21 protein-coding genes are annotated in these 18,972 nt (G+C 60.1%); 15 read left to right on the forward strand and 6 right to left on the reverse strand.

Annotated features, from left to right (window positions below; genetic code table 11):
* Positions 1-20: 20 nt before the first annotated feature.
* The 3 genes from glcF to glcD are packed head-to-tail and all read right to left on the reverse strand — an operon-like array spanning position 21 to position 3,805.
* Positions 21-1,238, reverse strand: coding sequence for a glycolate oxidase subunit GlcF (gene glcF, locus AAEZ03_RS20705; RefSeq protein WP_350581204.1), 1,218 nt, complete (start codon positions 1,236-1,238; stop codon positions 21-23).
* A gap of 3 nt (positions 1,239-1,241) precedes the next feature.
* Positions 1,242-2,306 (reverse strand): glycolate oxidase subunit GlcE, encoded by a 1,065-nt coding sequence (glcE, locus tag AAEZ03_RS20710; protein WP_350581207.1) that lies wholly within the window; start codon positions 2,304-2,306, stop codon positions 1,242-1,244.
* The gene (gene glcD / locus AAEZ03_RS20715; protein WP_350581209.1) at positions 2,306-3,805 is read right to left on the reverse strand and encodes a glycolate oxidase subunit GlcD; all 1,500 of its coding nucleotides are present in this window, start codon (positions 3,803-3,805) and stop codon (positions 2,306-2,308) included. The genes glcE and glcD overlap by 1 nt, the downstream gene beginning before the upstream one ends.
* A 234-nt stretch (positions 3,806-4,039) precedes the next feature.
* Between glcD and glcC the strand changes: the two genes are divergently transcribed.
* Positions 4,040-4,807 (forward strand): transcriptional regulator GlcC, encoded by a 768-nt coding sequence (gene glcC, locus AAEZ03_RS20720; RefSeq protein ID WP_350581211.1) that lies wholly within the window; start codon positions 4,040-4,042, stop codon positions 4,805-4,807.
* A gap of 29 nt (positions 4,808-4,836) precedes the next feature.
* On the opposite strand, the gene AAEZ03_RS20725 is transcribed toward glcC, so the two are convergent.
* Positions 4,837-5,475: a LysE family translocator gene (locus tag AAEZ03_RS20725; RefSeq protein WP_048369254.1), complete on the reverse strand. Its 639-nt coding sequence runs from the start codon at positions 5,473-5,475 to the stop codon at positions 4,837-4,839.
* A 503-nt stretch (positions 5,476-5,978) separates the two neighbouring features.
* Here AAEZ03_RS20725 and AAEZ03_RS20730 point away from each other — a divergent pair.
* From AAEZ03_RS20730 to AAEZ03_RS20740, 3 genes are read left to right on the forward strand one after another with little or no spacing between them, the layout of a single operon-like run.
* Positions 5,979-7,508: a flavin monoamine oxidase family protein gene (locus AAEZ03_RS20730; RefSeq protein WP_315975362.1), complete on the forward strand. Its 1,530-nt coding sequence runs from the start codon at positions 5,979-5,981 to the stop codon at positions 7,506-7,508.
* Positions 7,509-7,521: 13 nt separating this feature from the next.
* Positions 7,522-7,917: a c-type cytochrome gene (locus tag AAEZ03_RS20735; protein ID WP_350581214.1), complete on the forward strand. Its 396-nt coding sequence runs from the start codon at positions 7,522-7,524 to the stop codon at positions 7,915-7,917.
* A gap of 44 nt (positions 7,918-7,961) precedes the next feature.
* Complete coding sequence (locus AAEZ03_RS20740; protein WP_048369252.1) at positions 7,962-8,465, forward strand: RidA family protein; 504 nt, start codon at positions 7,962-7,964, stop codon at positions 8,463-8,465.
* A gap of 56 nt (positions 8,466-8,521) precedes the next feature.
* Here AAEZ03_RS20740 and AAEZ03_RS20745 read toward each other — a convergent pair whose 3' ends face one another.
* Complete coding sequence (locus AAEZ03_RS20745; protein ID WP_153335177.1) at positions 8,522-9,418, reverse strand: LysR family transcriptional regulator; 897 nt, start codon at positions 9,416-9,418, stop codon at positions 8,522-8,524.
* Positions 9,419-9,542: 124 nt separating this feature from the next.
* Here AAEZ03_RS20745 and mdlC point away from each other — a divergent pair, with 124 nt between their 5' ends.
* The 6 genes from mdlC (at position 9,543) to AAEZ03_RS20775 (ending at position 15,791) form a co-directional block, all read left to right on the forward strand.
* Entirely contained in the window at positions 9,543-11,129 is a 1,587-nt protein-coding gene (gene mdlC / locus AAEZ03_RS20750; protein ID WP_350581218.1) for a benzoylformate decarboxylase, read from the forward strand.
* 80 nt (positions 11,130-11,209) lie between these two features.
* Complete coding sequence (locus AAEZ03_RS20755) at positions 11,210-12,538, forward strand: MFS transporter (RefSeq protein WP_350581220.1); 1,329 nt, start codon at positions 11,210-11,212, stop codon at positions 12,536-12,538.
* Between the two features lie 12 nt (positions 12,539-12,550).
* A complete protein-coding gene (locus tag AAEZ03_RS20760; protein ID WP_350581222.1) occupies positions 12,551-14,014 on the forward strand; it encodes an aldehyde dehydrogenase family protein in 1,464 nt (487 codons plus the stop codon).
* Positions 14,015-14,467: 453 nt separating this feature from the next.
* Positions 14,468-14,635: a hypothetical protein gene (locus AAEZ03_RS20765; RefSeq protein WP_153326517.1), complete on the forward strand. Its 168-nt coding sequence runs from the start codon at positions 14,468-14,470 to the stop codon at positions 14,633-14,635.
* A 63-nt stretch (positions 14,636-14,698) separates the two neighbouring features.
* Complete coding sequence (locus AAEZ03_RS20770) at positions 14,699-15,298, forward strand: histidine phosphatase family protein (protein ID WP_350581226.1); 600 nt, start codon at positions 14,699-14,701, stop codon at positions 15,296-15,298.
* A gap of 1 nt (position 15,299) precedes the next feature.
* A complete protein-coding gene (locus tag AAEZ03_RS20775; RefSeq protein ID WP_350581229.1) occupies positions 15,300-15,791 on the forward strand; it encodes a DUF1543 domain-containing protein in 492 nt (163 codons plus the stop codon).
* Positions 15,792-15,841: 50 nt separating this feature from the next.
* Here AAEZ03_RS20775 and AAEZ03_RS20780 read toward each other — a convergent pair whose 3' ends face one another.
* On the reverse strand, positions 15,842-16,297 hold the full coding sequence (locus AAEZ03_RS20780; protein WP_282364756.1) for a hypothetical protein: 456 nt from the start codon (positions 16,295-16,297) through the stop codon (positions 15,842-15,844).
* A gap of 116 nt (positions 16,298-16,413) precedes the next feature.
* Here AAEZ03_RS20780 and AAEZ03_RS20785 point away from each other — a divergent pair, with 116 nt between their 5' ends.
* The 5 genes from AAEZ03_RS20785 to bufA2 all read left to right on the forward strand — a co-directional run bounded on the left by AAEZ03_RS20785 (position 16,414) and on the right by bufA2 (position 18,820).
* Positions 16,414-16,818, forward strand: coding sequence for a COG3650 family protein (locus AAEZ03_RS20785; protein ID WP_278937627.1), 405 nt, complete (start codon positions 16,414-16,416; stop codon positions 16,816-16,818).
* A 196-nt stretch (positions 16,819-17,014) separates the two neighbouring features.
* Positions 17,015-17,287, forward strand: a complete 273-nt coding sequence (locus AAEZ03_RS20790) for a BufA1 family periplasmic bufferin-type metallophore (RefSeq protein ID WP_350581232.1) — start codon at positions 17,015-17,017, stop codon at positions 17,285-17,287.
* Positions 17,284-17,712 (forward strand): DoxX family protein, encoded by a 429-nt coding sequence (locus tag AAEZ03_RS20795; RefSeq protein ID WP_123752092.1) that lies wholly within the window; start codon positions 17,284-17,286, stop codon positions 17,710-17,712. Before AAEZ03_RS20790 ends, AAEZ03_RS20795 begins: the two co-directional genes overlap by 4 nt.
* 32 nt (positions 17,713-17,744) lie before the next feature.
* Entirely contained in the window at positions 17,745-18,512 is a 768-nt protein-coding gene (locus AAEZ03_RS20800; protein WP_048369238.1) for an alpha/beta fold hydrolase, read from the forward strand.
* A 35-nt stretch (positions 18,513-18,547) separates the two neighbouring features.
* Positions 18,548-18,820 carry a BufA2 family periplasmic bufferin-type metallophore gene (bufA2, locus tag AAEZ03_RS20805; protein ID WP_048387006.1) on the forward strand — a complete coding sequence of 91 codons (273 nt, stop codon included), beginning with the start codon at positions 18,548-18,550 and terminating at the stop codon, positions 18,818-18,820.
* Positions 18,821-18,972 lie beyond the last annotated feature (152 nt).

Genomic DNA, 18,972 nt, shown 5'->3' on the forward strand with positions numbered 1-18,972 from the left:
GATCTCAAGTGAGTTAGGGGTTAAGGCAATGCCGCTTCGACCAGCTCGATCCAGTGCCGCACCGGGGTGCGTCCGGCACCGTTAAGGTGGGTCTGGCAGCCGATATTGGCGGTGATGATGACCTCGGGTTTGCCGCTTTCCAGCGCGTTCAACTTGTTATCGCGCAGTTGCCGCGACAATTCGGGTTGGGTCAGCGAATAAGTGCCTGCCGAGCCGCAGCACAAATGGCTGTCAGGCACCGCAGTGAGGTTGAAACCCAAGCGGGTGAGAACGGACTCCACCGCGCCGCCGAGCTTTTGTGCGTGCTGCAAGGTGCACGGGCAATGGAAGGCCACTCGCTGGCTAGAGCTAATGGCAAGGGTTTCCAGAGGCTCGTCGCGCAGTACTTCAACCAGGTCCTTGGCCAGGGCGCTGACCTTTTTGGCCTTGTCGGCATACGCCGGATCGGTGCTCAGCAAGTGCCCGTATTCCTTGATAAAGGCCCCGCAGCCGCTGGCGGTTTGCACGATGGCTTCGGCGCCTTGTTCAATGCTTGGCCACCAGGCGTCGATGTTGCGCCGGGCCCGGTTGAGGCCCGCGGCTTGTGCATCGAGGTGGTAATCCACGGCGCCACAACAACCGGCCTCACGGCCTGGCGTAATGCTGATGCCCAGCCGGTCCAACACACGGGCGGTGGCCGCGTTGGTGTTGGGCGACAAACCGGGTTGCACGCAGCCTTCGAGCATCAATACCTGACGGGCATGACGGCGGGTCGGGCGCGCTTTGGCAGGCTCGACGTTGTGCGGCAGCTTGCTTTGCAAGGTCGCTGGCAACACGGCGCGAAACACCTGACCGCTGCCCAGCAACCCTTTAAACAGGCCCGGTTTGGGCACCACGGCGCGTAGCCCCTCGCGCAACAGCCGTTGGCCAAGCGGCCGCTGCACCGCCGCGTCCACCACCGCCCGGCCGATGTCCAGCAGGTTGTGGTAATCGACCCCGGAAGGGCAGGTGGTTTCGCAATTGCGGCACGACAAGCAGCGGTCCAGATGCGCCTGGGTTTTGCGGGTGACGTCGTTGCCCTCCAGCACTTGCTTGATCAGGTAAATTCGTCCGCGCGGGCCGTCCAGTTCATCGCCGAGCAATTGGTACGTAGGGCAGGTGGCATTGCAGAAACCGCAGTGCACGCAGGACCGCAGGATGCGTTCGGCTTCTTCGGCGCGGGGCAGTTGCCGGACTTGTTGGCTCAAAGTGGTTTGCATGGCTCAAAGCTCCGCGTACAGGCGCCCGGGGTTGAAAATACCCTTGGGGTCGAGTTGTTGCTTGAGGTTGCGGTGGTAGCGCATCAGGGCTGCCGGCAACGGTTGGAACGGGCTGTCAGTCAGGCCGGGTGTGTAACAGGTTGCATGCCCGCCCACTTCTTCAGCCATACGGCGGATAAAGGCCGCATCGGCATCCGATTTGAGCCAGCGCTGGGCGCCGCCCCAGTCGATCAACTGCTGGCCGGGCAGAGCCAGTGGTGCGGTGTTGTTGGGCAATGACAAACGCCACAGCGGCTGGCCTTGAGCAAAGAAACCCAGGCGTTGCTCGTTCAAATCCGCCCAATAGGCGGCGTCGAGCAACTCGCCGCCCAGCCGGTCATGGGCAGCCGCCACCGACCCTTCGCCGCCTTCAAGGCGCAGGTGCAGGCGCTGCCCGTCGTGGCACGCGGCGCTGATCGGCAGCGGCTCCTGGCCCCATTGCGCCAGGCGTTGTAGGGCTCGGTCAGGATCGATCTCAAGGCTGATGCTCAAGGCCTGGCGGGGTTTGGGCAGGACCTTGAGCGACACCTCGGTGATCACCCCCAATGCGCCATAACTGGCGGCCATCAAGCGTGACAGGTCATAACCGGCGACGTTCTTCATCACCTCGCCACCAAAGCGCAAGTGCTTGCCGTGGCCAGTGATCACGCGGGTGCCCAGCACGAAGTCACGCACCGAGCCGGCCCACGGGCGACGTGGCCCGGACAGCCCGCTGGCGACCATGCCGCCCACGGTCGCGTGGCTGCCGAATGACGGCGGTTCGCACGGCAACATCTGCTGCGCCGCGTCCAGGGCGGCGGCCAGCTCACTCAATGGCGTGCCGCAGCGGACGGTGATCACCAACTCCGTCGGGTCGTAGCTGACGATGCCCCGGTGGGTGCGGGTGTCGAGCACTTCGCGGGTTATCGGGCGGCCCAGAAACGCTTTGCTGTCAGCGCCCTGAATGCGCAAGGGCGTGGCGCTGTGCAGGGCCTGGTTGACCTGTTGCAGCAACTCGGCGCTGTTGTCGACATCATGTTCACTGCGCATCAAAAACGCTCCAGTTCAGGGAAGGGCAACTGGCCCATGTGCACGTGCATCGCGCCAAATTCGGCGCAGCGGTGCAGGGTGGGGATGTTCTTGCCGGGGTTGAGCAGCCCGCCGGGGTCGAACGCGGCTTTGACGGCATGGAACAGGGTCAGCTCATCACTGTTGAACTGCGCGCACATCTGGTTGATTTTTTCGCGGCCCACGCCGTGTTCGCCGGTAATGCTCCCGCCGACTTTCACGCACAGTTCGAGGATCTTGCCGCCCAGCGCTTCGGCGCGGTCCAGCTCGCCGGGCTGGTTGGCATCAAACAGGATCAGCGGGTGCATATTGCCGTCACCGGCGTGAAACACGTTGGCCACGCGCAAGTCGTATTCGGCTGACAGTGCGGCGATTGCTTGCAACACGCCGGGCAGCTCGCGGCGTGGAATGGTGCCGTCCATGCAGTAATAGTCCGGCGAGAGGCGGCCCACCGCCGGGAACGCATTTTTGCGTCCGGCCCAGAACCGCACGCGCTCGGCCTCATCCTGGGCCTGGCGCACTTCGGTGGCCCCCGCGAGTTCCAGCACCTGGCGCACGCGTTCGCAGTCATCGTGCACGTCGGCCTCTACGCCATCGAGTTCGCACAACAGGATGGCTTCGGCTTCGACCGGGTAACCGGCGTGGATAAAGTCTTCGGCGGCGCGAATCGCCAGGTTGTCCATCATTTCCAGACCGCCCGGAATAATCCCCGCCGCAATTATGTCGCCGACTGCGCGCCCGGCTTTCTCGACCGAATCGAACGCGGCCAGCAGCACCTTGGCGGTTTGCGGCTTGGGCAGCAGCTTGACGGTGACTTCGGTGATTACCCCGAGCATGCCCTCGGACCCCGTGAACAGCGCCAACAGGTCCAGCCCCGGCGAGTCGAGTGCTTGCGAGCCGAGGGTCAGGTGTTCGCCGTCCACCGTGAGGATCTCGACCTGCAACACGTTGTGCACGGTCAAGCCGTACTTAAGGCAATGCACGCCACCGGCGTTTTCGGCCACATTGCCGCCAATCGAACAGGCGATTTGTGACGAAGGGTCCGGCGCGTAATACAAGCCATAGGGTGCGGCAGCCTGTGAAATCGCCAGGTTGCGCACCCCCGGCTGAACCCGCGCGGTGCGGGCGGCGGGATCGATGTGGAGGATGTTGTTGAAGCGCGCCATCACCAGCAGCAAGCCTTTTTCCAATGGCAAGGCGCCGCCCGACAAGCCCGTGCCCGCGCCGCGTGCGACCACCGGCACCTTGTGCTCATGGCAGAGCCGCAGCACGGTCTGCACCTGCTCAAGGTGATGGGGCAGGACCACCAGCATCGGCGTGGTGCGATAGGCCGACAGACCGTCGCACTCGTAGGGCTTCAGTTCCTCAGGCTCATGCAGGATTTTCAGGTCGGGCACCTGCGTTTGCAGGGCCAGCAGCAGGGCGTTTTTGTCGACGTCGGGCAAAACCCCGTCGACGGCTTCGTCGTAAAGAATATTCATGGTCGGTGGGCGACACCTGTTTATTTTTATTAGAGGTCCGTTGCCGGAGAGTGCTGGCTTGCATCATTGGCCCGAGGCGATTTACTGTCCATACGTTGTTGAACTGGTCGAACCAGTTTTTTCAGCGCCGCTTGTTTGTTTCAAATAAAAATAAATTCAAAAACAATGCATTAGGTGTGTGCGCAAACCGACAGGATTGTGCCGACCGAACTGGTCGTACCAGTTGGAGTATTCATGGACAGAATGGAACCGTCGCGTAACCCGCAAGTGGCCGACGTGGTGTGTGAGCGCATCGAGCGCCTGATCGTTGATGGCGTCCTCAAGACCGGGCAGTTGCTGCCCTCGGAACGGCGCCTGACCGAAAAACTCGGCGTGTCCCGCACCGCCCTGCGGGAAGGCCTGAAACTGCTGCGCGCTCGCGGCATCATCAAGACCGAGCAAGGCAAGGGTTCTTTCGTTGCCGATCTTTCCGGCGAGGCGAGTGCGTCGCCGCTGATGCACTTGTTCAGCTCGCAACCGCGCACGCTGTATGACCTGTTTGAAGTGCGCAGCTTGCTGGAGGGCGAATCTGCACGGCTGGCGGCCTTGCGCGGTACCGACGCCGATTTTGTGCTGATCACCCGCAGTTATCACGCCTTGCTCGATGCGCATAACCGCTCCCTCGACGCGTCTGCCCATGCACGTCTGGACCATGCCTTTCACCTGGCCATCTGTGAGGCGTCGCATAATCCGGTGCTGGTGCAGACCCTGCGTTCACTCACCGATCTGTTGTTGAACACGGTGTTTGCATCGGTCAATAACCTCTACCACCGCGAGCCGCAAAAGCGCCAAATCGACCGCCAGCACGCGCGGCTGTACAACGCCGTGACCGGTCGCTTGCCGGAGCAGGCGCGCAAGGCGGCCATCTCTCATATCCAGAGCATCAGTGAAAGTCTTAAAGAGATCGAAAACGAAGAACAGCGGCTGGTGCGGGCGACGATGCGCCTGGAGGGGTGGAGCTGAACATGGCGTCCAGCTCCTGTGTTGCGGGTTCAGGCCACTTTGCCGCGGATGGTCAACAAGCTGATGCCCAGGCCCATAAACGAGGCGCCAAACAAGCGGTTAAGGGCTTTGGCCCGCGCTGGCGTCGCCAAGTAGCCTTTTAGCGTCTGCGCGAGCAGGGCATAAAACAGGTGAGCGACAATCGAGCAGCCGGCAAATGTAATGATCAGCACGGCGAGGTAAGACAAGCTGGAGTCACCGCCCTGAATGAACTGCGGCAGGAAGGCGGCAAAGAACAGGATGGCTTTGGGGTTGGTAATCGCGACCGAGAAGCCTTTGGTGAACAGCTTCCAGCCTGACAGATTTTCTGAAGGATTGGCCTGCACGTTATCAAACGCGCGATTGCGGCTGCGCCACTGTTTGATGCCCAGATAAATGAGGTAACTGGCCCCCGCGACCTTCAGCACCAAGAATGCTGTGGCAGACGCGATCAACAGCGCGCCGAGCCCGGCACTGGTGGCCGAGGCAATCAGCAGCAGCCCGATGGCATTGCCCAGCGAACCGATCATCGCCCGCCACGGGCCATGGCTGATGGAGTTGGACAACGACATGATCACCGCAGGCCCAGGGGTGAGCGTCACGAGCATGGCGATAAAAGTGAAGCTCAGCCAATCATTTAATGAAACCAAAGGGGAACTCTCCGCAAGACCCACACAGCAGGGGCTGCAAGATTCTCATAGAGCGGGTGCTAACGCTACACCGCGCACGTCCTGTAGCCGCTGACGAGGTACGAGGCTGCGATGCGGGCCGAAGGACCGCCGTTGGGATTCGATTTGAATACTTGTAGGAGGATCTGCATTGCGATCATTCAGAAGATCAAAAGATCGCGAGGCAAGCTCGCTCCTACAATTTTCATCGTGCACGCCCGTTCTGATTGTGCCCAGTGATGGCTCACCCCCTGCGCACCAAAAGCAGCCGCGCATGATCGATGCCGATGCATCCGCATGCGTATTTTTATGAAATTTTATTCATTTTCAGTGGTTTTGACAGGCTGGCACAGCCCTTGCTCCAGGCCCTTGCAGGCACAGATATTTTCTTTCGCTTCAAAGGACTGATCATGCAAGAGCAAGCAATGGTTGTGAGCCGCCGCAAGGTGCTGAACTGGATCGGTGTGACAGCGGGTGCCGCTGCGATGTATCAGGCAATGAGCGCCTTGAGCTTTGCCGCAGAATCCACCTACGAGCGCAATTTTGCCTTGAGCGGTGCGCCCAAGGGCACCCGTGTATTGATTCTCGGGGCAGGGCTGGCGGGCATGACTGCCGCTTACGAACTGCGTAAGGCCGGGTATCAGGTCAAGGTGCTGGAGTTCAACGCCAAGCCGGGCGGGCGCTGCTGGACGTTGCGCGGTGGCGACCGCTTTACCGAGTTGGGCGGTGCGACCCAACAGTGCGAGTTTGATAAGGGCTTGTACCTCAATCCCGGGCCGTGGCGTATCCCTTACCATCACCATGCAGTGCTCGATTACTGCCACAAGTTCGGTGTCGCGCTGGAGCCCTTTATTCAGGTCAATTACAACGCCATGGTGCATTCCACCCAGGCGTTTGGTGGCAAGCCGCAGCGTTATCGCGAGGTGCAGGCCGACTTTCAGGGGCATGTCGCCGAACTGCTGAGCAAGGCCGTCAACCAGCACGGCCTGGACCAGGCGCTGACCCGCGAGGACCGCGAACGCTTGCTGGAAGTGATGCGCAAGTGGGGCGCGCTGGATGCCAACAACGCCTATAAGAAGTCTCTGGAAACCAGCCTGCGCCGGGGTTTTGCTGTGGATGACGGCGGCGGTCTGATGCCCGAGGCGGTGCCGTCCGAGCCCATTGACTGCAAGGCCTTGCTCGACTCCAACCTCTGGCAAAGCATCGCCAGCGGCCAGGAGTACGAGTTCCAGAGCAGCATTTTTCAGCCGGTGGGCGGTATGGACATGATTGCCCAGGCCTTTCAGAAACAGGTGAATGACCTGATTCATTACAACGCCAAGGTCACGCGCATCCAGCAAGATGCCAACGGCGTGACCGTGACGTATCAAAACAGTGATGGCAGCGGCGGGGCACAGCAGGAGCAGGCTGACTGGTGCGTGTGCACCTTGCCACTGTCGATCCTTGGGCAACTGCCCATCGATGTCAGCGCGCCAATGATGAGCGCCATACGCGCCGTGCCTTACGAGTCTTCGGTGAAGGTCGGCTTGCAGTTCAAGCGGCGTTTCTGGGAGCAGGACGAGCATATCTACGGCGGCATCACCTACACCGACACGCCCGTCAGCAAGATCAGCTACCCGAGCACCGACTATGGCAAGCAAGGCAAGGGTGTGCTGCTGGGGGCGTATATCTGGGGCCCGAATGCCTACGAATTTACCGCCATGAGCCCGCAAATGCGCGTGCAAAAGGCTGTCGAGTTTGGCGCGCAGATTCACCCGCAATACCCCAGCGAATTCGAAAACGGCATTGCCGTTGGCTGGCATCGTGTGCCCTGGACTAACGGCTGCTACGGCTTATGGACCCCCGAGACGCGCCAACAGCACTACAAAAATCTGTGCCAGATCGACGGCCGCATTGTGCTCGCGGGTGAGCATGCTTCGTACATTCCAGCCTGGATGGAGGGCGCTATTTTGTCGTCGCACGATGCGATCAAGCGCTTGCACACCCACATCATCGCCAGCACTAAAACCGCCTGACAGGGAGTTAGCCATGCGTACGATTATGTCCACCGCTGTGTTGTGGGGCCTGATGGGCAGCGCGACGGCGTTTGCCGCTGACGCCCCGATCCTGTCCACCTCCGGCAAGTTCGAAGAACAGACCGGCGAAGCGCTGTTTAATCAAGTCTGTCAGGGCTGCCACATGGCCGAAGCCCAGGGGGCTCACGGCGCCGGGGCTTACCCGGCGCTGTCGACCAACCCCAAGCTCGGCGCCAAGGTGTATCCGGTGTACATGGTGGCCTCCGGACAAGGCGGTATGCCGGGTTTCAAAAAGTACATGGATGACCAGCAGATTGCTGCGGTGGTCAACTATGTCCGCACACATTTTGGTAATCAATATCCCGATACGGTCACGGCCGAAGAGGTTAGGGTTCTCACCCAGCGCTGAAAGTCTCCATGGATCACGTTTTTTCATCCCTAAAGGAATAAACAATGTCGAAGACCATCATCACCACTGTCCTGCTGACCTCTTTGTTGGGCGGCCTCATGGCCACGCAGGTTAACGCTGCTGAAGTGATCCGGCACAAGCTGCCAAACTCCGATTTCCCGATCTCCCTGGCCGTGGAAATTCCGCCAGGGGCCACTGTGGTCAACCTCAGTGGTGTGGTGCCGCCAATTGCCGACAGCAAGGCCGATCCCAAGACACTGGCCGCTTATGGCGACACCGAAGTGCAGACCGTCAATGTGCTGAAGAACATTGAAGGCACGTTGAAAAGTCTCAATCTGACCATGGGCGATGTGGTGAAAATGCAGGTCTATCTGGTGGGCACGCCTGAAACCGGCAAGATGGATTTCGCCGGCTTTATGAAGGGCTACACCCAGTTCTTTGGCACGGCTGCCCAGCCCAAGTTGCCAACCCGCTCAGCGTTCCAGGTGGCAGGTCTTGCCAACCCCAACTATCTGGTAGAAATCGAGGTGACGGCGGTTCGTCCATAACCTGATCCACGGCTTGAACCATGGTCAGCGAACACGCTGACCATGGTGGGTGGCCTTTAAACCTGGCCGCTGATAATCGCATCGGCAATGGTTGCGCAAAACCAGCGCAGCGCCGCTGAACTCTCACTGTTGGGGTTCCAGTGCAACGAGACATCGAACTCGGGCACCTGGAACGGCAAGTCCAGCATCTGCAACCCCCCGTCATGCACAAATAATCTGGCGATCTGCTCAGGCAGCACGGCCAGCAGGTCGGTGCCCGGAAGAATTTTCGGCAGCACGGAAAAATGCGGCACGTGCAGGTTGATCCGCCGCTCGACATTCATGCTCTTCAAGACGTCTTCAATGCTGCCGTGGCCGGAGGTACGGGTCACGGTGACGTGCCGTTCGGCGAGGAACTGCTGCAGATTGATGCGCTCGCGGATGCGCGGATGGCTGGCGCTGAGCAGGCAGGTATAGCGCTCATGCATCAGCACCCGGTTGTGGGTGCCGGGCACCGGATGGCGGCAAATCGCGGCGTCGATTTTGGCGCTGGCCAGCCATTCGCCCACCTGGTCGACCTGCAGCGGTATGACTTCAACCTCCGCCTGCGGTGCCTCGCGGTTCAGGCGCGCCAGAATCAACGATAAAAAGCCCATCTCACCCAGGTCCGAGAGCGCAATGCGAAAGCGTCGTTCTGTGGTCGCCGGGTCAAACTGACGAGTGCTCTGCACGGCGCCCTCAATGCGCGTCAGGCAATCACGCAGCGTGGGGTAGAGCTGCTGCGCGACAAACGTCGGCTGAATGCCGTCTCGGGTGCGACTGAACAATTTGTCATCGAACAGCTCGCGCAGGCGGGCCAGGCCATAGCTCACGGAAGGCTGGGTGACGAACAGACGTTCTGCGGCCAGAGTCACGCTGCGGGCTTCATACAAGGTGATGAAGGTGCGGATCAGGTTCAGGTCGATGTGGCTCATGGCGCCTCAAGTGGCTACAGCGATATAGATGGGGCTTATTTTTAATAGAGATAGTATCGATTTGATCAATCGAATGGCAGCTGCAAGAGTAACCCAAAGTCTAAAAACAGCTGCAAGGGTCCCTATGAAAACCGTTCACTCTGCCACTTACGACATTCTGCGCGAGCAAGGCCTGACCACCATTTTTGGCAACCCCGGCTCCAATGAGCTGCCGTTTCTGAAGGGATTCCCCGAAGATTTCAGCTACATCCTCGGCCTGCACGAAGGCGCCGTGGTGGGCATGGCCGACGGCTTTGCCCTGGCCACCGGCAAACCGACCTTCGTCAACCTGCACGCTGCGGCAGGCACTGGTAACGGCATGGGCGCGCTGACCAATGCCTGGTACTCCCATAGCCCGCTGGTGATTACCGCCGGGCAGCAAGTGCGTTCGATGATCGGTGTCGAAGCGATGCTGGCCAACGTCGATGCCGCGCAGTTGCCCAAGCCTCTGGTGAAGTGGAGCCACGAACCGGCCTCGGCGCAGGACGTACCGCGCACCCTGAGCCAGGCCATTCACATGGCCAGCCTGGCGCCCCGTGGCCCGGTGTATGTGTCCATTCCGTATGACGATTGGGCCTGCGAAGCTCCGGCCGGGGTTGAGCACTTGGCCCGGCGCCACGTAGCAAGCGCTGGTGTGCCGTCGCCTGCGCAGTTGCACGACTGGGGGCAGCGCCTGTCGAGCGCGCGTAACCCGGTGTTGGTGCTCGGTCCGGACGTCGATGGCAGTGGCAGCAACGCGCTGGCCGTGCAACTGGCGGAAAAACTGCGCATGCCCGTCTGGGTGGCCCCTTCGGCTTCGCGCTGCCCGTTCCCGACGCGTCATCCGTGTTTTCGCGGTGTGCTTCCCGCGGCGATTGCCGGGATCAGCCGCCTGCTGGCGGACCATGACGTGATTCTGGTGGTGGGCGCGCCGGTGTTTCGTTATCACCAGTTCGCCCCCGGTGACTACTTGCCAGCGGGCACGCAACTGCTGCACATCACCTGTGATCCGGGCGAGGCGGCGCGGGCGCCGATGGGCGATGCGCTGGTGGCGGATATTGCCCTGACCCTTGAAGCCCTGGTGGCCGAGGTTTCAACCAGTACGCGGGCAATGCCCGAGGCTTTGCCGCGCCCGCCAGCGGTGGTCGAGGAGGGTGGTTTGCTGCGCCCGGAAACCGTTTTTGATCTGATCGACCAACTGGCGCCCAAAGACACCATCTACGTCAAGGAGTCCACCTCAACCGTGGGCGCGTTCTGGCAGCGCGTCGAAATGCGCGAACCGGGCAGTTACTTCTTTCCGGCCGCCGGTGGCCTGGGCTTTGGCTTGCCTGCAGCGGTCGGCGTGCAACTGGCCACGCCAGAGCGGCGGGTGGTCGGCATTATTGGTGACGGCTCGGCCAACTACGGCATTACGGCGCTGTGGACGGCGGCGCAATATGGCATCCCCGTGGTGTTCATCATCCTTAAAAACGGTACGTACGGCGCCTTGCGCTGGTTTGCCGATGTATTGAACGTCAGCGATGCGCCAGGGCTGGATGTGCCAGGCCTGGACTTTTGCGCGATTGCTCAGGGGTACGGCGTACACGCCGTGCGCACCGACACTGCCGAGCAGTTTGCCGCGGCATTTGCTGAGGCGCTGGCGGGCCAGCGCCCGGTCTTGATTGAGGTGCCGACGCTCACCATCGAGCCTTAAAACCCCAGGTCAGGCCCGAGCCTTGTCTGGGGGAACGGGCCTGATACCGCACGACAACAACAATAAAAAAAGAGGTGGTTATGAACAAAACTTCCGTCAGTGAAGTGATCGACGCCGCACCGTTTAATCGCACGCACCTGCTGATACTGATGTGGGGCTGCTTCATCATGCTGTTCGATGGCTACGACATGGTGATCTACGGCTCGGTGGTGCCGCAGTTGATGCAGGACTGGCAATTGTCTGCGATCGAAGCCGGCACCCTGGGCAGTTGCGCGTTGTTCGGCATGCTGTTCGGCGGCACCTTGATTGCGCCCTTGGCCGACCGTTTTGGGCGGCGCAAGCTGATCATCCTCACCACCTTGCTGGCCAGCCTGGCGGCTTTTCTCACCGGGCACGCCACCACGCCTTTCGAGCTGGGCGCCTGCCGTCTGGTCACGGGCTTGGCCTTGGGCGCGCTGGTGCCGAGTGCGATCAACCTGATCAGCGAGTTCGCCCCCGAAGGGCGGCGCAGCACCATGATCACTGTGATGTCGAGCTTCTACTCGGTGGGCGCGGTGCTGTCGGCCTTGCTGGCGATTGCGGTGATCCCGCAGTGGGGCTGGCAGGCGGTGTTTTATGTGGCCGTCCTGCCGGTGCTGGCGGTGCCATTTATGCTGCGTTACCTGCCTGAGTCGGCGGCGTTTTTGGCCCTCAAGGGGCGCCGTGGCGAGCTTGATCAACTGTTGGTCAAAGTCGACCCGGCGTATCGCCCCGGCACTGCGTTGAGCCTGCCGGTCAATGACAAACAGACCCGCGCTGCCCGTCTGCCGCAGCTATTCAGCAAAGGTCAGGCGCTGGCCACGGTGTTGCTGTGGGTGGCATTCGCCATGTGCATGCTGATGAGCTACGGACTCAATACCTGGTTGCCCAAGCTTATGGCGCACGGTGGTTACCCCTTGGGTTCGAGCCTCGCGTTTCTGGTGACCCTCAACGTGGGTGCCACGGTGGGCGCACTGTTCGGCGGCTGGCTGGCGGACCGTCTGGGTGTGCAGCGCACTCTGGCGTTGTTTTTCGTTCTGGCGGCGCTGTCGTTGGCCGCCCTCGGCTTCAAGCCCGGCCCGATCCTGCTTAACCTGCTGTTGCTGATTGCCGGCGCAACCACCATCGGTACTCTGGCGGTGATTCATGCCTATGCTTCGATTTCTTACCCGGCGCACATCCGTTCTACCGGCGTGGGCTGGGCCGCCGGGATTGGCCGCCTCGGGGCTATTGCCGGGCCGATGCTCGGTGGCAGCCTGTTGGCGCTGGACTTGCCCTTCCAGCAGAACTTTTTGGCGTTCGCGTTGCCCGGAGTAATAGGTGCTTTGGCCATCGTGTGCATTCACGTACGCCCCACGTCTTCCATTCCTCAAGCCTCTGAATCTGTTTAAAAGGAGCATGACATGACCCATTACAGCGATTTTCATCTGCAACCGATTGCCGGAGAGTGGCGTAAAGGCACAGGCGGCAAACACCTGCGGGTGACTAACCCGTTCGACGATTCGCTGCTGCTGGAAATCCCTCAGGCTAACCGGGCTGACCTCGATGCTGCCTATCGCAAGGCCGCCGAGGTGCAGCCGCAATGGGCTGCGCTTGGGCCTTCGGCGCGAGCGGCGGTGTTGCATGAGGTGGTGGCGGTGTTTGACCGGCGTCGCGAAGAAATCATCGACTGGCTCATCCGCGAGTCCGGCAGCACCCGGCTCAAGGCGCAACTGGAGTGGGGTGCGGCACGGGCCATTGCGCTGGAGTCGGCATCGTTCCCGGCGCGGGTTCACGGACGCATCGTCGAGTCCAACGTGCCGGGTAAAGAGAGCCGGGTGTATCGCAGCGCGCTTGGCGTGGTCGGCGTGATCAGCCCGTGGAACTTCCCGCTGCATTTGACCCAGCGTTCCATTGCCCCGGCGCTGGCGCTGGGCAACGCCGTGGTCATCAAACCGGCCAGCGACACCCCGGTGTGTGGCGGTTTGCTGCTGGCGCGCATCTTTGAAGAGGCCGGATTGCCGGCTGGCGTATTGAGTGTGGTGGTGGGTGCGGGCAGTGAAATTGGCGATGCGTTTGTCGAGCACCCGGTGCCGTCGCTCATCACCTTTACCGGCTCGACCCCGGTCGGTCGCGGTATTGGCGCAATCGCCAGCGGCGGCGAACACCTCAAGCACGTCGCGCTGGAGTTGGGCGGTAACAGCCCCTTTGTCGTGCTGGAAGACGCTGACCTGGAGCAGGCGGTGAATGCTGCGGTGTTTGGTAAATTCCTGCACCAGGGGCAGATCTGCATGGCGATCAACCGCATCATCATCGACGAGCGTTTGTATTCGGCCTTTGCCGAGCGTTTTGTAGAGCGGGTCAAAGGGCTCAAGGTGGGCGACCCGAACCTGCAAGACACCGTGATCGGCCCGGTCATCAACGCCAAGCAGTTGCAGGGCCTGCATGAAAAGATCGAACTGGCCCGCGCTGAGGGTGCTCAGCCGCTGTTCGAGGGCGGCAGTAATGGGAACTTGATGGCGCCGCATGTCTATGGCGAAGTCACCGTCGACATGGACCTGGCCCGCAATGAAATTTTCGGCCCGCTGGTGGGGCTGATCCGTGCCCGCGACGAAGCCCATGCCCTGGAATTGGCCAACGCCACCGAATTCGGCCTTTCCAGCGCCGTCTTCAGTACCAACCTGGAACGCGCCGTCACCTTTGCCCGCAAAGTGAGAGCAGGCATGACCCACGTCAACGACATCCCGGTCAACGACGAAGCCAACGCACCTTTTGGCGGTGAAAAGAACTCAGGGCTTGGCCGTTTCAATGGTGACTGGGCGATTGACGAATTCACCCGTGATCACTGGATCAGCGTGCAACACACACCACGGCACTACCCGTTTTAAACCGCAGCAGTTCTCGTAGGAGCGAGCTCGTCTCGCGATCTTTTAAGGTCAAAAGATCGCGAGCAAGCTCGCTCCTACAGTGGGAATGGGTTTATTCAGGACTTCATCGCCGGATACGATTCTTCTGCCAGCTGAAGTCACTGTGGAACGTGCCAGTATCTCCCCGTAAAACGTACAAAGTGGCCCTGTAGGCAGATGACAGGCGTGAGCATTGCAAACTGCGGACTTTTCGGTAAGCCCAGACCCAGCCGTGTGAGGAAGTGGCGTTCATCTTGGCAATCCTGAGTCGATAAGAACCTCATTGGACTCAGTTTAGAACTCAAGTTCCCTTGCCATGACAAACGTCATACCAATCGTCGGTTGCCTCATAAAACAGGCGCAATACCGCAGTCTGGCAAGCTCGCCTCAAGTTTTGCTAGTCTGTGTGGTAATCGCAAAGGGAGTACAGACAGCATGGAACTGAAATCACCGGACAAAAATATTCGAATTGTCGGCTTGGCAGGGATCGTCGCGGGGCTGGGAATGATAGTGGCCGGTCATGCCAGTTTCGGCACTACGCTTCTGGGCGGCGGGCTGCTGTTTCTGGCACTGCCTCTGTTCAGGACAGCGGGCAAAAAATAAGGGGTTTTTGCCCGGTTCGCTGTGTACTGATGCCCCATACCCTTCATTGCCGAGTCATATCCCATGCATTTATACGTGGTACGGCACGGGGAAACCTGGGCCAATGCCGAGCATCGCTATCTTGGTGCGCTCGATCCGCAACTGACTCAACGAGGCCGTGAGCAAGCCGAAGCCCTGGCGGCTGACCTGCCACAAAATCTGCACACTGTTGTTGTCTCTCCACGCCTGCGAGCTATAGAAACCGCCAACATTCTTAACCGTGACCTCAGGTTGCCGGTTGAGATTATCGACTGTTTTCGTGAGCGTGATGTGGGGGTTTTTGAAGGATTGACCCAGGCCGAGGCTCGCGAGGGTTTCCCTGAGTTGTGGGCGCAAAAAATCACCCGTCGCTGGGAGCTTGGGCCAACTGGAGGCGAGTCCATCGCGCAGGTGGTGATACGGGTGCGCGATGGTTTGCTGGCCCTTGAGACGAAATACCCGTCCCAGGCGGTTTTATTAGTTGCTCACGGTTTTTTGGCCAAGACCATTCGTGCGCTGGCCAAAGGTGATTTTTCGGATTTTTATGACTGGCAGTTGGCAAACGGCCAGTTGCTGGCGTTGGAAAATTTGCAGATTCCTGTGCGGGACACTGACGTATTGCGTGCGTCGTTACTGGAGAGCTGAAATGCTGTTTGTTGTCATGCTCGGAGGCAAGCATCCCCGAGCCAAAATCGAAGTCCATGATGTAGTTTTTGCCATCGCCGATAGCCTAGAAGCAACCTACCCGCAACTGCGTCAGGGCTGGTTCGGCAACCCGGCAGGTTTGCATATCGACGCCTGGATGCGTGTTGACGGCGTAGATGGCTGGAAGGTTGAGCTGAGCCCGCTGGCACCGCTGCCAGGTTCGCCGCGTTTGTATTTCATTAACCTGGGTGGCTACGAGGCGAATACCTTTGGTGAAGCCCATCATTACCTGCTGGTGGTTGCCCAGGACAAGAACCAGGCCAAATCCAGGGCCAAACAGCACATGCTCAAGCATTGGCAACAGGCCCACACCGACGCGCTGCTGGATGTGGATGATTGCTTGCCGATTGATCAGGTGAGCGGGCGCTACATTCATCTGGTTGAGGGCGAGCACCGGGGTGTGATTCAGCACAACGACTACATCGTTATTTAGCGTGTATCAGCAACAGCCGCAGCTCCTGCAGGCAATTGTTCAATCACCGCTTACCGCACAACAGGCGCTTGCCCTTGGTCATGCAACAAGAACTTTATTTTTGAGTCGAGCTCGTCCGGCGCGCTTTCTGCCGGCAGCGGCGTCGCTTTCACTGAGGCGGTGTTGTTCAGCGCCTGGCCGTCTGATTTGAAGGGTGAGATGACGAGAGGCGGGTGGGAAGGCATGCCGGTTTTTTGTGGTACCCGGTTATAGGAGTACTCGATGAGACAGTTTTCTTTTTCGACGCCCTCAGGCAGGTACCGGCAGGCCTGTGAGCTGTTGTTTCGGTAGCATTTTGCGCGATCGGCTTCTACCAGTCGGTTCTGACAGGCGCTCACAGACAACAGTGCCTGTGCCACTCTTGCCCAATCGGGGCCTTGTGGTGCGTAAGGTTCTGCATGCGCCGCTGACGTCACAAGCAAAAGGCTGACGCTCAGGGTTTTGAATGACGAGATCGTGTTAAACATCCGGGCAGTCCATAGCGAGGGATGCGCGTATGTAACAGGGTTTTTTGAGTTGCCGCAATGCGTCTTGCATGCTGATTTGCTAGGGTGACCCACGGACTCATTTAAGGAATGACGTGATGAAAAAGGAAGTGATGGCGCCCCTCGCGGCGTTTGTGTTGCCGTTGCTCTTGAGCGCATGCAGCCAGCATGCGCCCTCGGTCAGCGCCACGGCCCCTGACGCAACGGGCGCGGCCCGGCAGTTTGTCGCCCGTGGCAACGAGCCGTTCTGGACCCTCAAGGTCAATGGCGACACCCTGGCCTGGATTACTCCGGATCACTTAGAGGGTCGGCAATTGCACGCCGACAAAGTGGTGTCAGGGGATCGCACGACCTACACCGGCACCGATCAGGGCAAGGCGTTCAGCCTGGTGATCGAGCCTAAACCCTGCACCGACTCGATGTCGGGTGAGACGTTCAGCCACACGTCTACCTGGACTTATGCCGGTGAACGCAACAGCGGATGTGCTGGCGAAGGCAACTGATTCAGGGGGGTAACGCACTCGCTGTGTATCACACTGTGTACCAACCCCACGCTGATACACCCGCAGGTTGTTAACGGTCGAACGCGACACAGACCAGATACACGCCTGGCTTTAAATCTGTCTACCCGATAGCGCAAGTGATCACTCACCTGAACTTGCGCTACGGACCCATTCAGTCAAGCCAGGAGATATAACAATGAAGCGCCATTACGCCGCTCTCGCCGCCACCCTCGCTCTGTCCCTCGGTGCCTTTGCCGGTGCTGCCCACGCTGATGATGCCAAGCGTCAAGAGAAATGCTTTGGCGTGTCGCTGGCCGGTGCCAATGATTGTGCCGCGGGTAAAGGCACCTCTTGCGCCGGTACCGCCACCGCTGACTACCAGGGCAACGCCTGGATCCTGGTGGACAAAGGCACCTGCACCCAGATCAAAACCCCTAAAGGCTACGGCAGCCTGACGGAAAAACCGTGATTGCCTCGGCCCCGGTGGTGCTCAAGCGGTTATTGCCTGAGGCACTGCTGTTGTTGGTGGCCCGTGTCGGTATCGCCTCGGTGTTCTTCCTCTCGGGCCGTACCAAAGTCACCGGTTTTCTGGAACTCAAACAGTCGACTTACACCTTGTTTCGCTCGGAATACGCCTTGCCTGTGATCCCCCCGGAATGGGCGGCGCATCTGGCGGCTTACGCCGAGCATGCGTTCCCGCTGTTGCTGGTGCTGGGCCTGATGACCCGCCTGTCTGCTGCTGCACTGTTGGGCATGACCCTGGTGATCGAGGTGTTTGTCTACCCCGACGCCTGGCCGACGCACCTGACCTGGGCGGGGTTGTTGTTACCGCTGTTGGCCTACGGTGGCGGGGCCTGGTCGCTGGACAACGTGTTGCGCCGTCGGCGTGTGTGAACCCTTTAACAATAATGCTGTGGAGTGTCTTTATGCGTGTTCTGTCTTCTCTGGTCATCGCCATGGCGCTGACCGCTCCCATGCTGGCTTCGGCGGCTGAAAAGCCGCAGGCGTTGCCCGGCACCGGCAAAAACGTGGTGATTGTGCCTGGCTCGTTTGTCGACGGCTCCGGCTGGCGAGTGGTGCACGACATCCTGTCCCACCAGGGCTACAAGGTCACCGTGGTGCATCAGGGGCATGAAAGCCTTGCTGCAGACGTAGCCGAAGCCCGTGAAGTGCTGGAACAGCAGGTCGGCCCGGTGGTGCTGGTGGGTCACAGTTCCGGCGGCGGGGTGATCTCGATTGCCGGTGACCGGGGCAAGGTCAGGGCGCTGGTTTACGTTTCGGCCCTGCAGCCGGAAGTGGGCGAGAACATGTCCCAGTTGTTGAACTCCATGCCTGCGCCAAGCAATGACATCAAGCAGAGCCGCGACGGCCATCTGTTTGTGGATCGCAGCAAGTTCCATGATGATTTTGCCGCTGACCTGACTACTAACCGCACCGACTTTATGGCGGCCTCGCAAGTTCCGGCCACTACCGCATTGTTCGGCGGCACCGTGTGGGACGCCGCCTGGCACAAGAAGCCGACCTATGCGGTGCTCTCTACCGAAGACCGGGCTTTGAGCCCCGATTTACAGCGCTGGATGTACAAGCGCGCCGGTTCCAAAGTCACTGAACTAAAAGGCAGCCACTCCGTGTACATTTCCCAGCCGGAAGCGGTGGCCAAAGTGATCGAAGACGCTGCATCAGTTATTAACTAACCCAAAACACCAAAAAACACCCTGGAGACACCCCCATGAGCACTTCTTTGAAATCCCGCGTCAGCCTTGCCACTGCTGCTGCCCTGATCGCTATGGCATCCGCCTCTTTTGCTACGGCCGCCAGCGCTGCCGACCAGCAGGAAAAACCCGGTCGCTGCTACGGCGTCAACAGTTGTAAGGGCGAAAGCCAGTGCGCCACGTCGAAAAACGACTGCAAAGGCCTCAATAGCTGCAAAGGCCAGGGCGTTGTGGTGAAAACCCCGTCTGAGTGCATGAAGCTGGGCGGCACCACCACCGAAGCCAAATAACCTGCCCGGTGTAGGAGCGAGTTTGTCGCGCGTTTTTTAAAGATCAAAAGATCGCAAAACAAGCTTGCTCCTGCGGCAATGCAGTTCACTTAAGAGCAATGCTACCCAAGGGTGGGAGCGGGCTTGCTCGCGATGCTTTTCAGAGCGCCTCA

It is taken from the genome of Pseudomonas sp. HY2-MNA-CIBAN-0224 (genome assembly GCF_040310285.1).
GTDB lineage: Bacteria > Pseudomonadota > Gammaproteobacteria > Pseudomonadales > Pseudomonadaceae > Aquipseudomonas > Aquipseudomonas helleri.

Bases quoted from the DNA above. Each gene is read 5' to 3' on its own strand.
- AAEZ03_RS20730 (WP_315975362.1), top strand. From the start codon at position 5,979: ATGTATCAGGCAATGAGCGCCTTGAGCTTTGCCGCAGAATCCACCTAC.
- AAEZ03_RS20785 (WP_278937627.1), top strand. From the start codon at position 16,414: ATGAAAAAGGAAGTGATGGCGCCCCTCGCGGCGTTTGTGTTGCCGTTG.
- glcC (WP_350581211.1), top strand. From the start codon at position 4,040: ATGGACAGAATGGAACCGTCGCGTAACCCGCAAGTGGCCGACGTGGTG.
- glcE (WP_350581207.1), bottom strand. From the start codon at position 2,306: ATGCGCAGTGAACATGATGTCGACAACAGCGCCGAGTTGCTGCAACAG.
- AAEZ03_RS20745 (WP_153335177.1), bottom strand. From the start codon at position 9,418: ATGAGCCACATCGACCTGAACCTGATCCGCACCTTCATCACCTTGTAT.
- AAEZ03_RS20740 (WP_048369252.1), top strand. From the start codon at position 7,962: ATGTCGAAGACCATCATCACCACTGTCCTGCTGACCTCTTTGTTGGGC.
- mdlC (WP_350581218.1), top strand. From the start codon at position 9,543: ATGAAAACCGTTCACTCTGCCACTTACGACATTCTGCGCGAGCAAGGC.
- AAEZ03_RS20780 (WP_282364756.1), bottom strand. From the start codon at position 16,297: ATGTTTAACACGATCTCGTCATTCAAAACCCTGAGCGTCAGCCTTTTG.
- bufA2 (WP_048387006.1), top strand. From the start codon at position 18,548: ATGAGCACTTCTTTGAAATCCCGCGTCAGCCTTGCCACTGCTGCTGCC.
- glcF (WP_350581204.1), bottom strand. From the start codon at position 1,238: ATGCAAACCACTTTGAGCCAACAAGTCCGGCAACTGCCCCGCGCCGAA.
- AAEZ03_RS20755 (WP_350581220.1), top strand. From the start codon at position 11,210: ATGAACAAAACTTCCGTCAGTGAAGTGATCGACGCCGCACCGTTTAAT.
- AAEZ03_RS20790 (WP_350581232.1), top strand. From the start codon at position 17,015: ATGAAGCGCCATTACGCCGCTCTCGCCGCCACCCTCGCTCTGTCCCTC.
- AAEZ03_RS20800 (WP_048369238.1), top strand. From the start codon at position 17,745: ATGCGTGTTCTGTCTTCTCTGGTCATCGCCATGGCGCTGACCGCTCCC.
- AAEZ03_RS20765 (WP_153326517.1), top strand. From the start codon at position 14,468: ATGGAACTGAAATCACCGGACAAAAATATTCGAATTGTCGGCTTGGCA.
- AAEZ03_RS20735 (WP_350581214.1), top strand. From the start codon at position 7,522: ATGCGTACGATTATGTCCACCGCTGTGTTGTGGGGCCTGATGGGCAGC.
- AAEZ03_RS20770 (WP_350581226.1), top strand. From the start codon at position 14,699: ATGCATTTATACGTGGTACGGCACGGGGAAACCTGGGCCAATGCCGAG.
- AAEZ03_RS20760 (WP_350581222.1), top strand. From the start codon at position 12,551: ATGACCCATTACAGCGATTTTCATCTGCAACCGATTGCCGGAGAGTGG.
- glcD (WP_350581209.1), bottom strand. From the start codon at position 3,805: ATGAATATTCTTTACGACGAAGCCGTCGACGGGGTTTTGCCCGACGTC.
- AAEZ03_RS20775 (WP_350581229.1), top strand. From the start codon at position 15,300: ATGCTGTTTGTTGTCATGCTCGGAGGCAAGCATCCCCGAGCCAAAATC.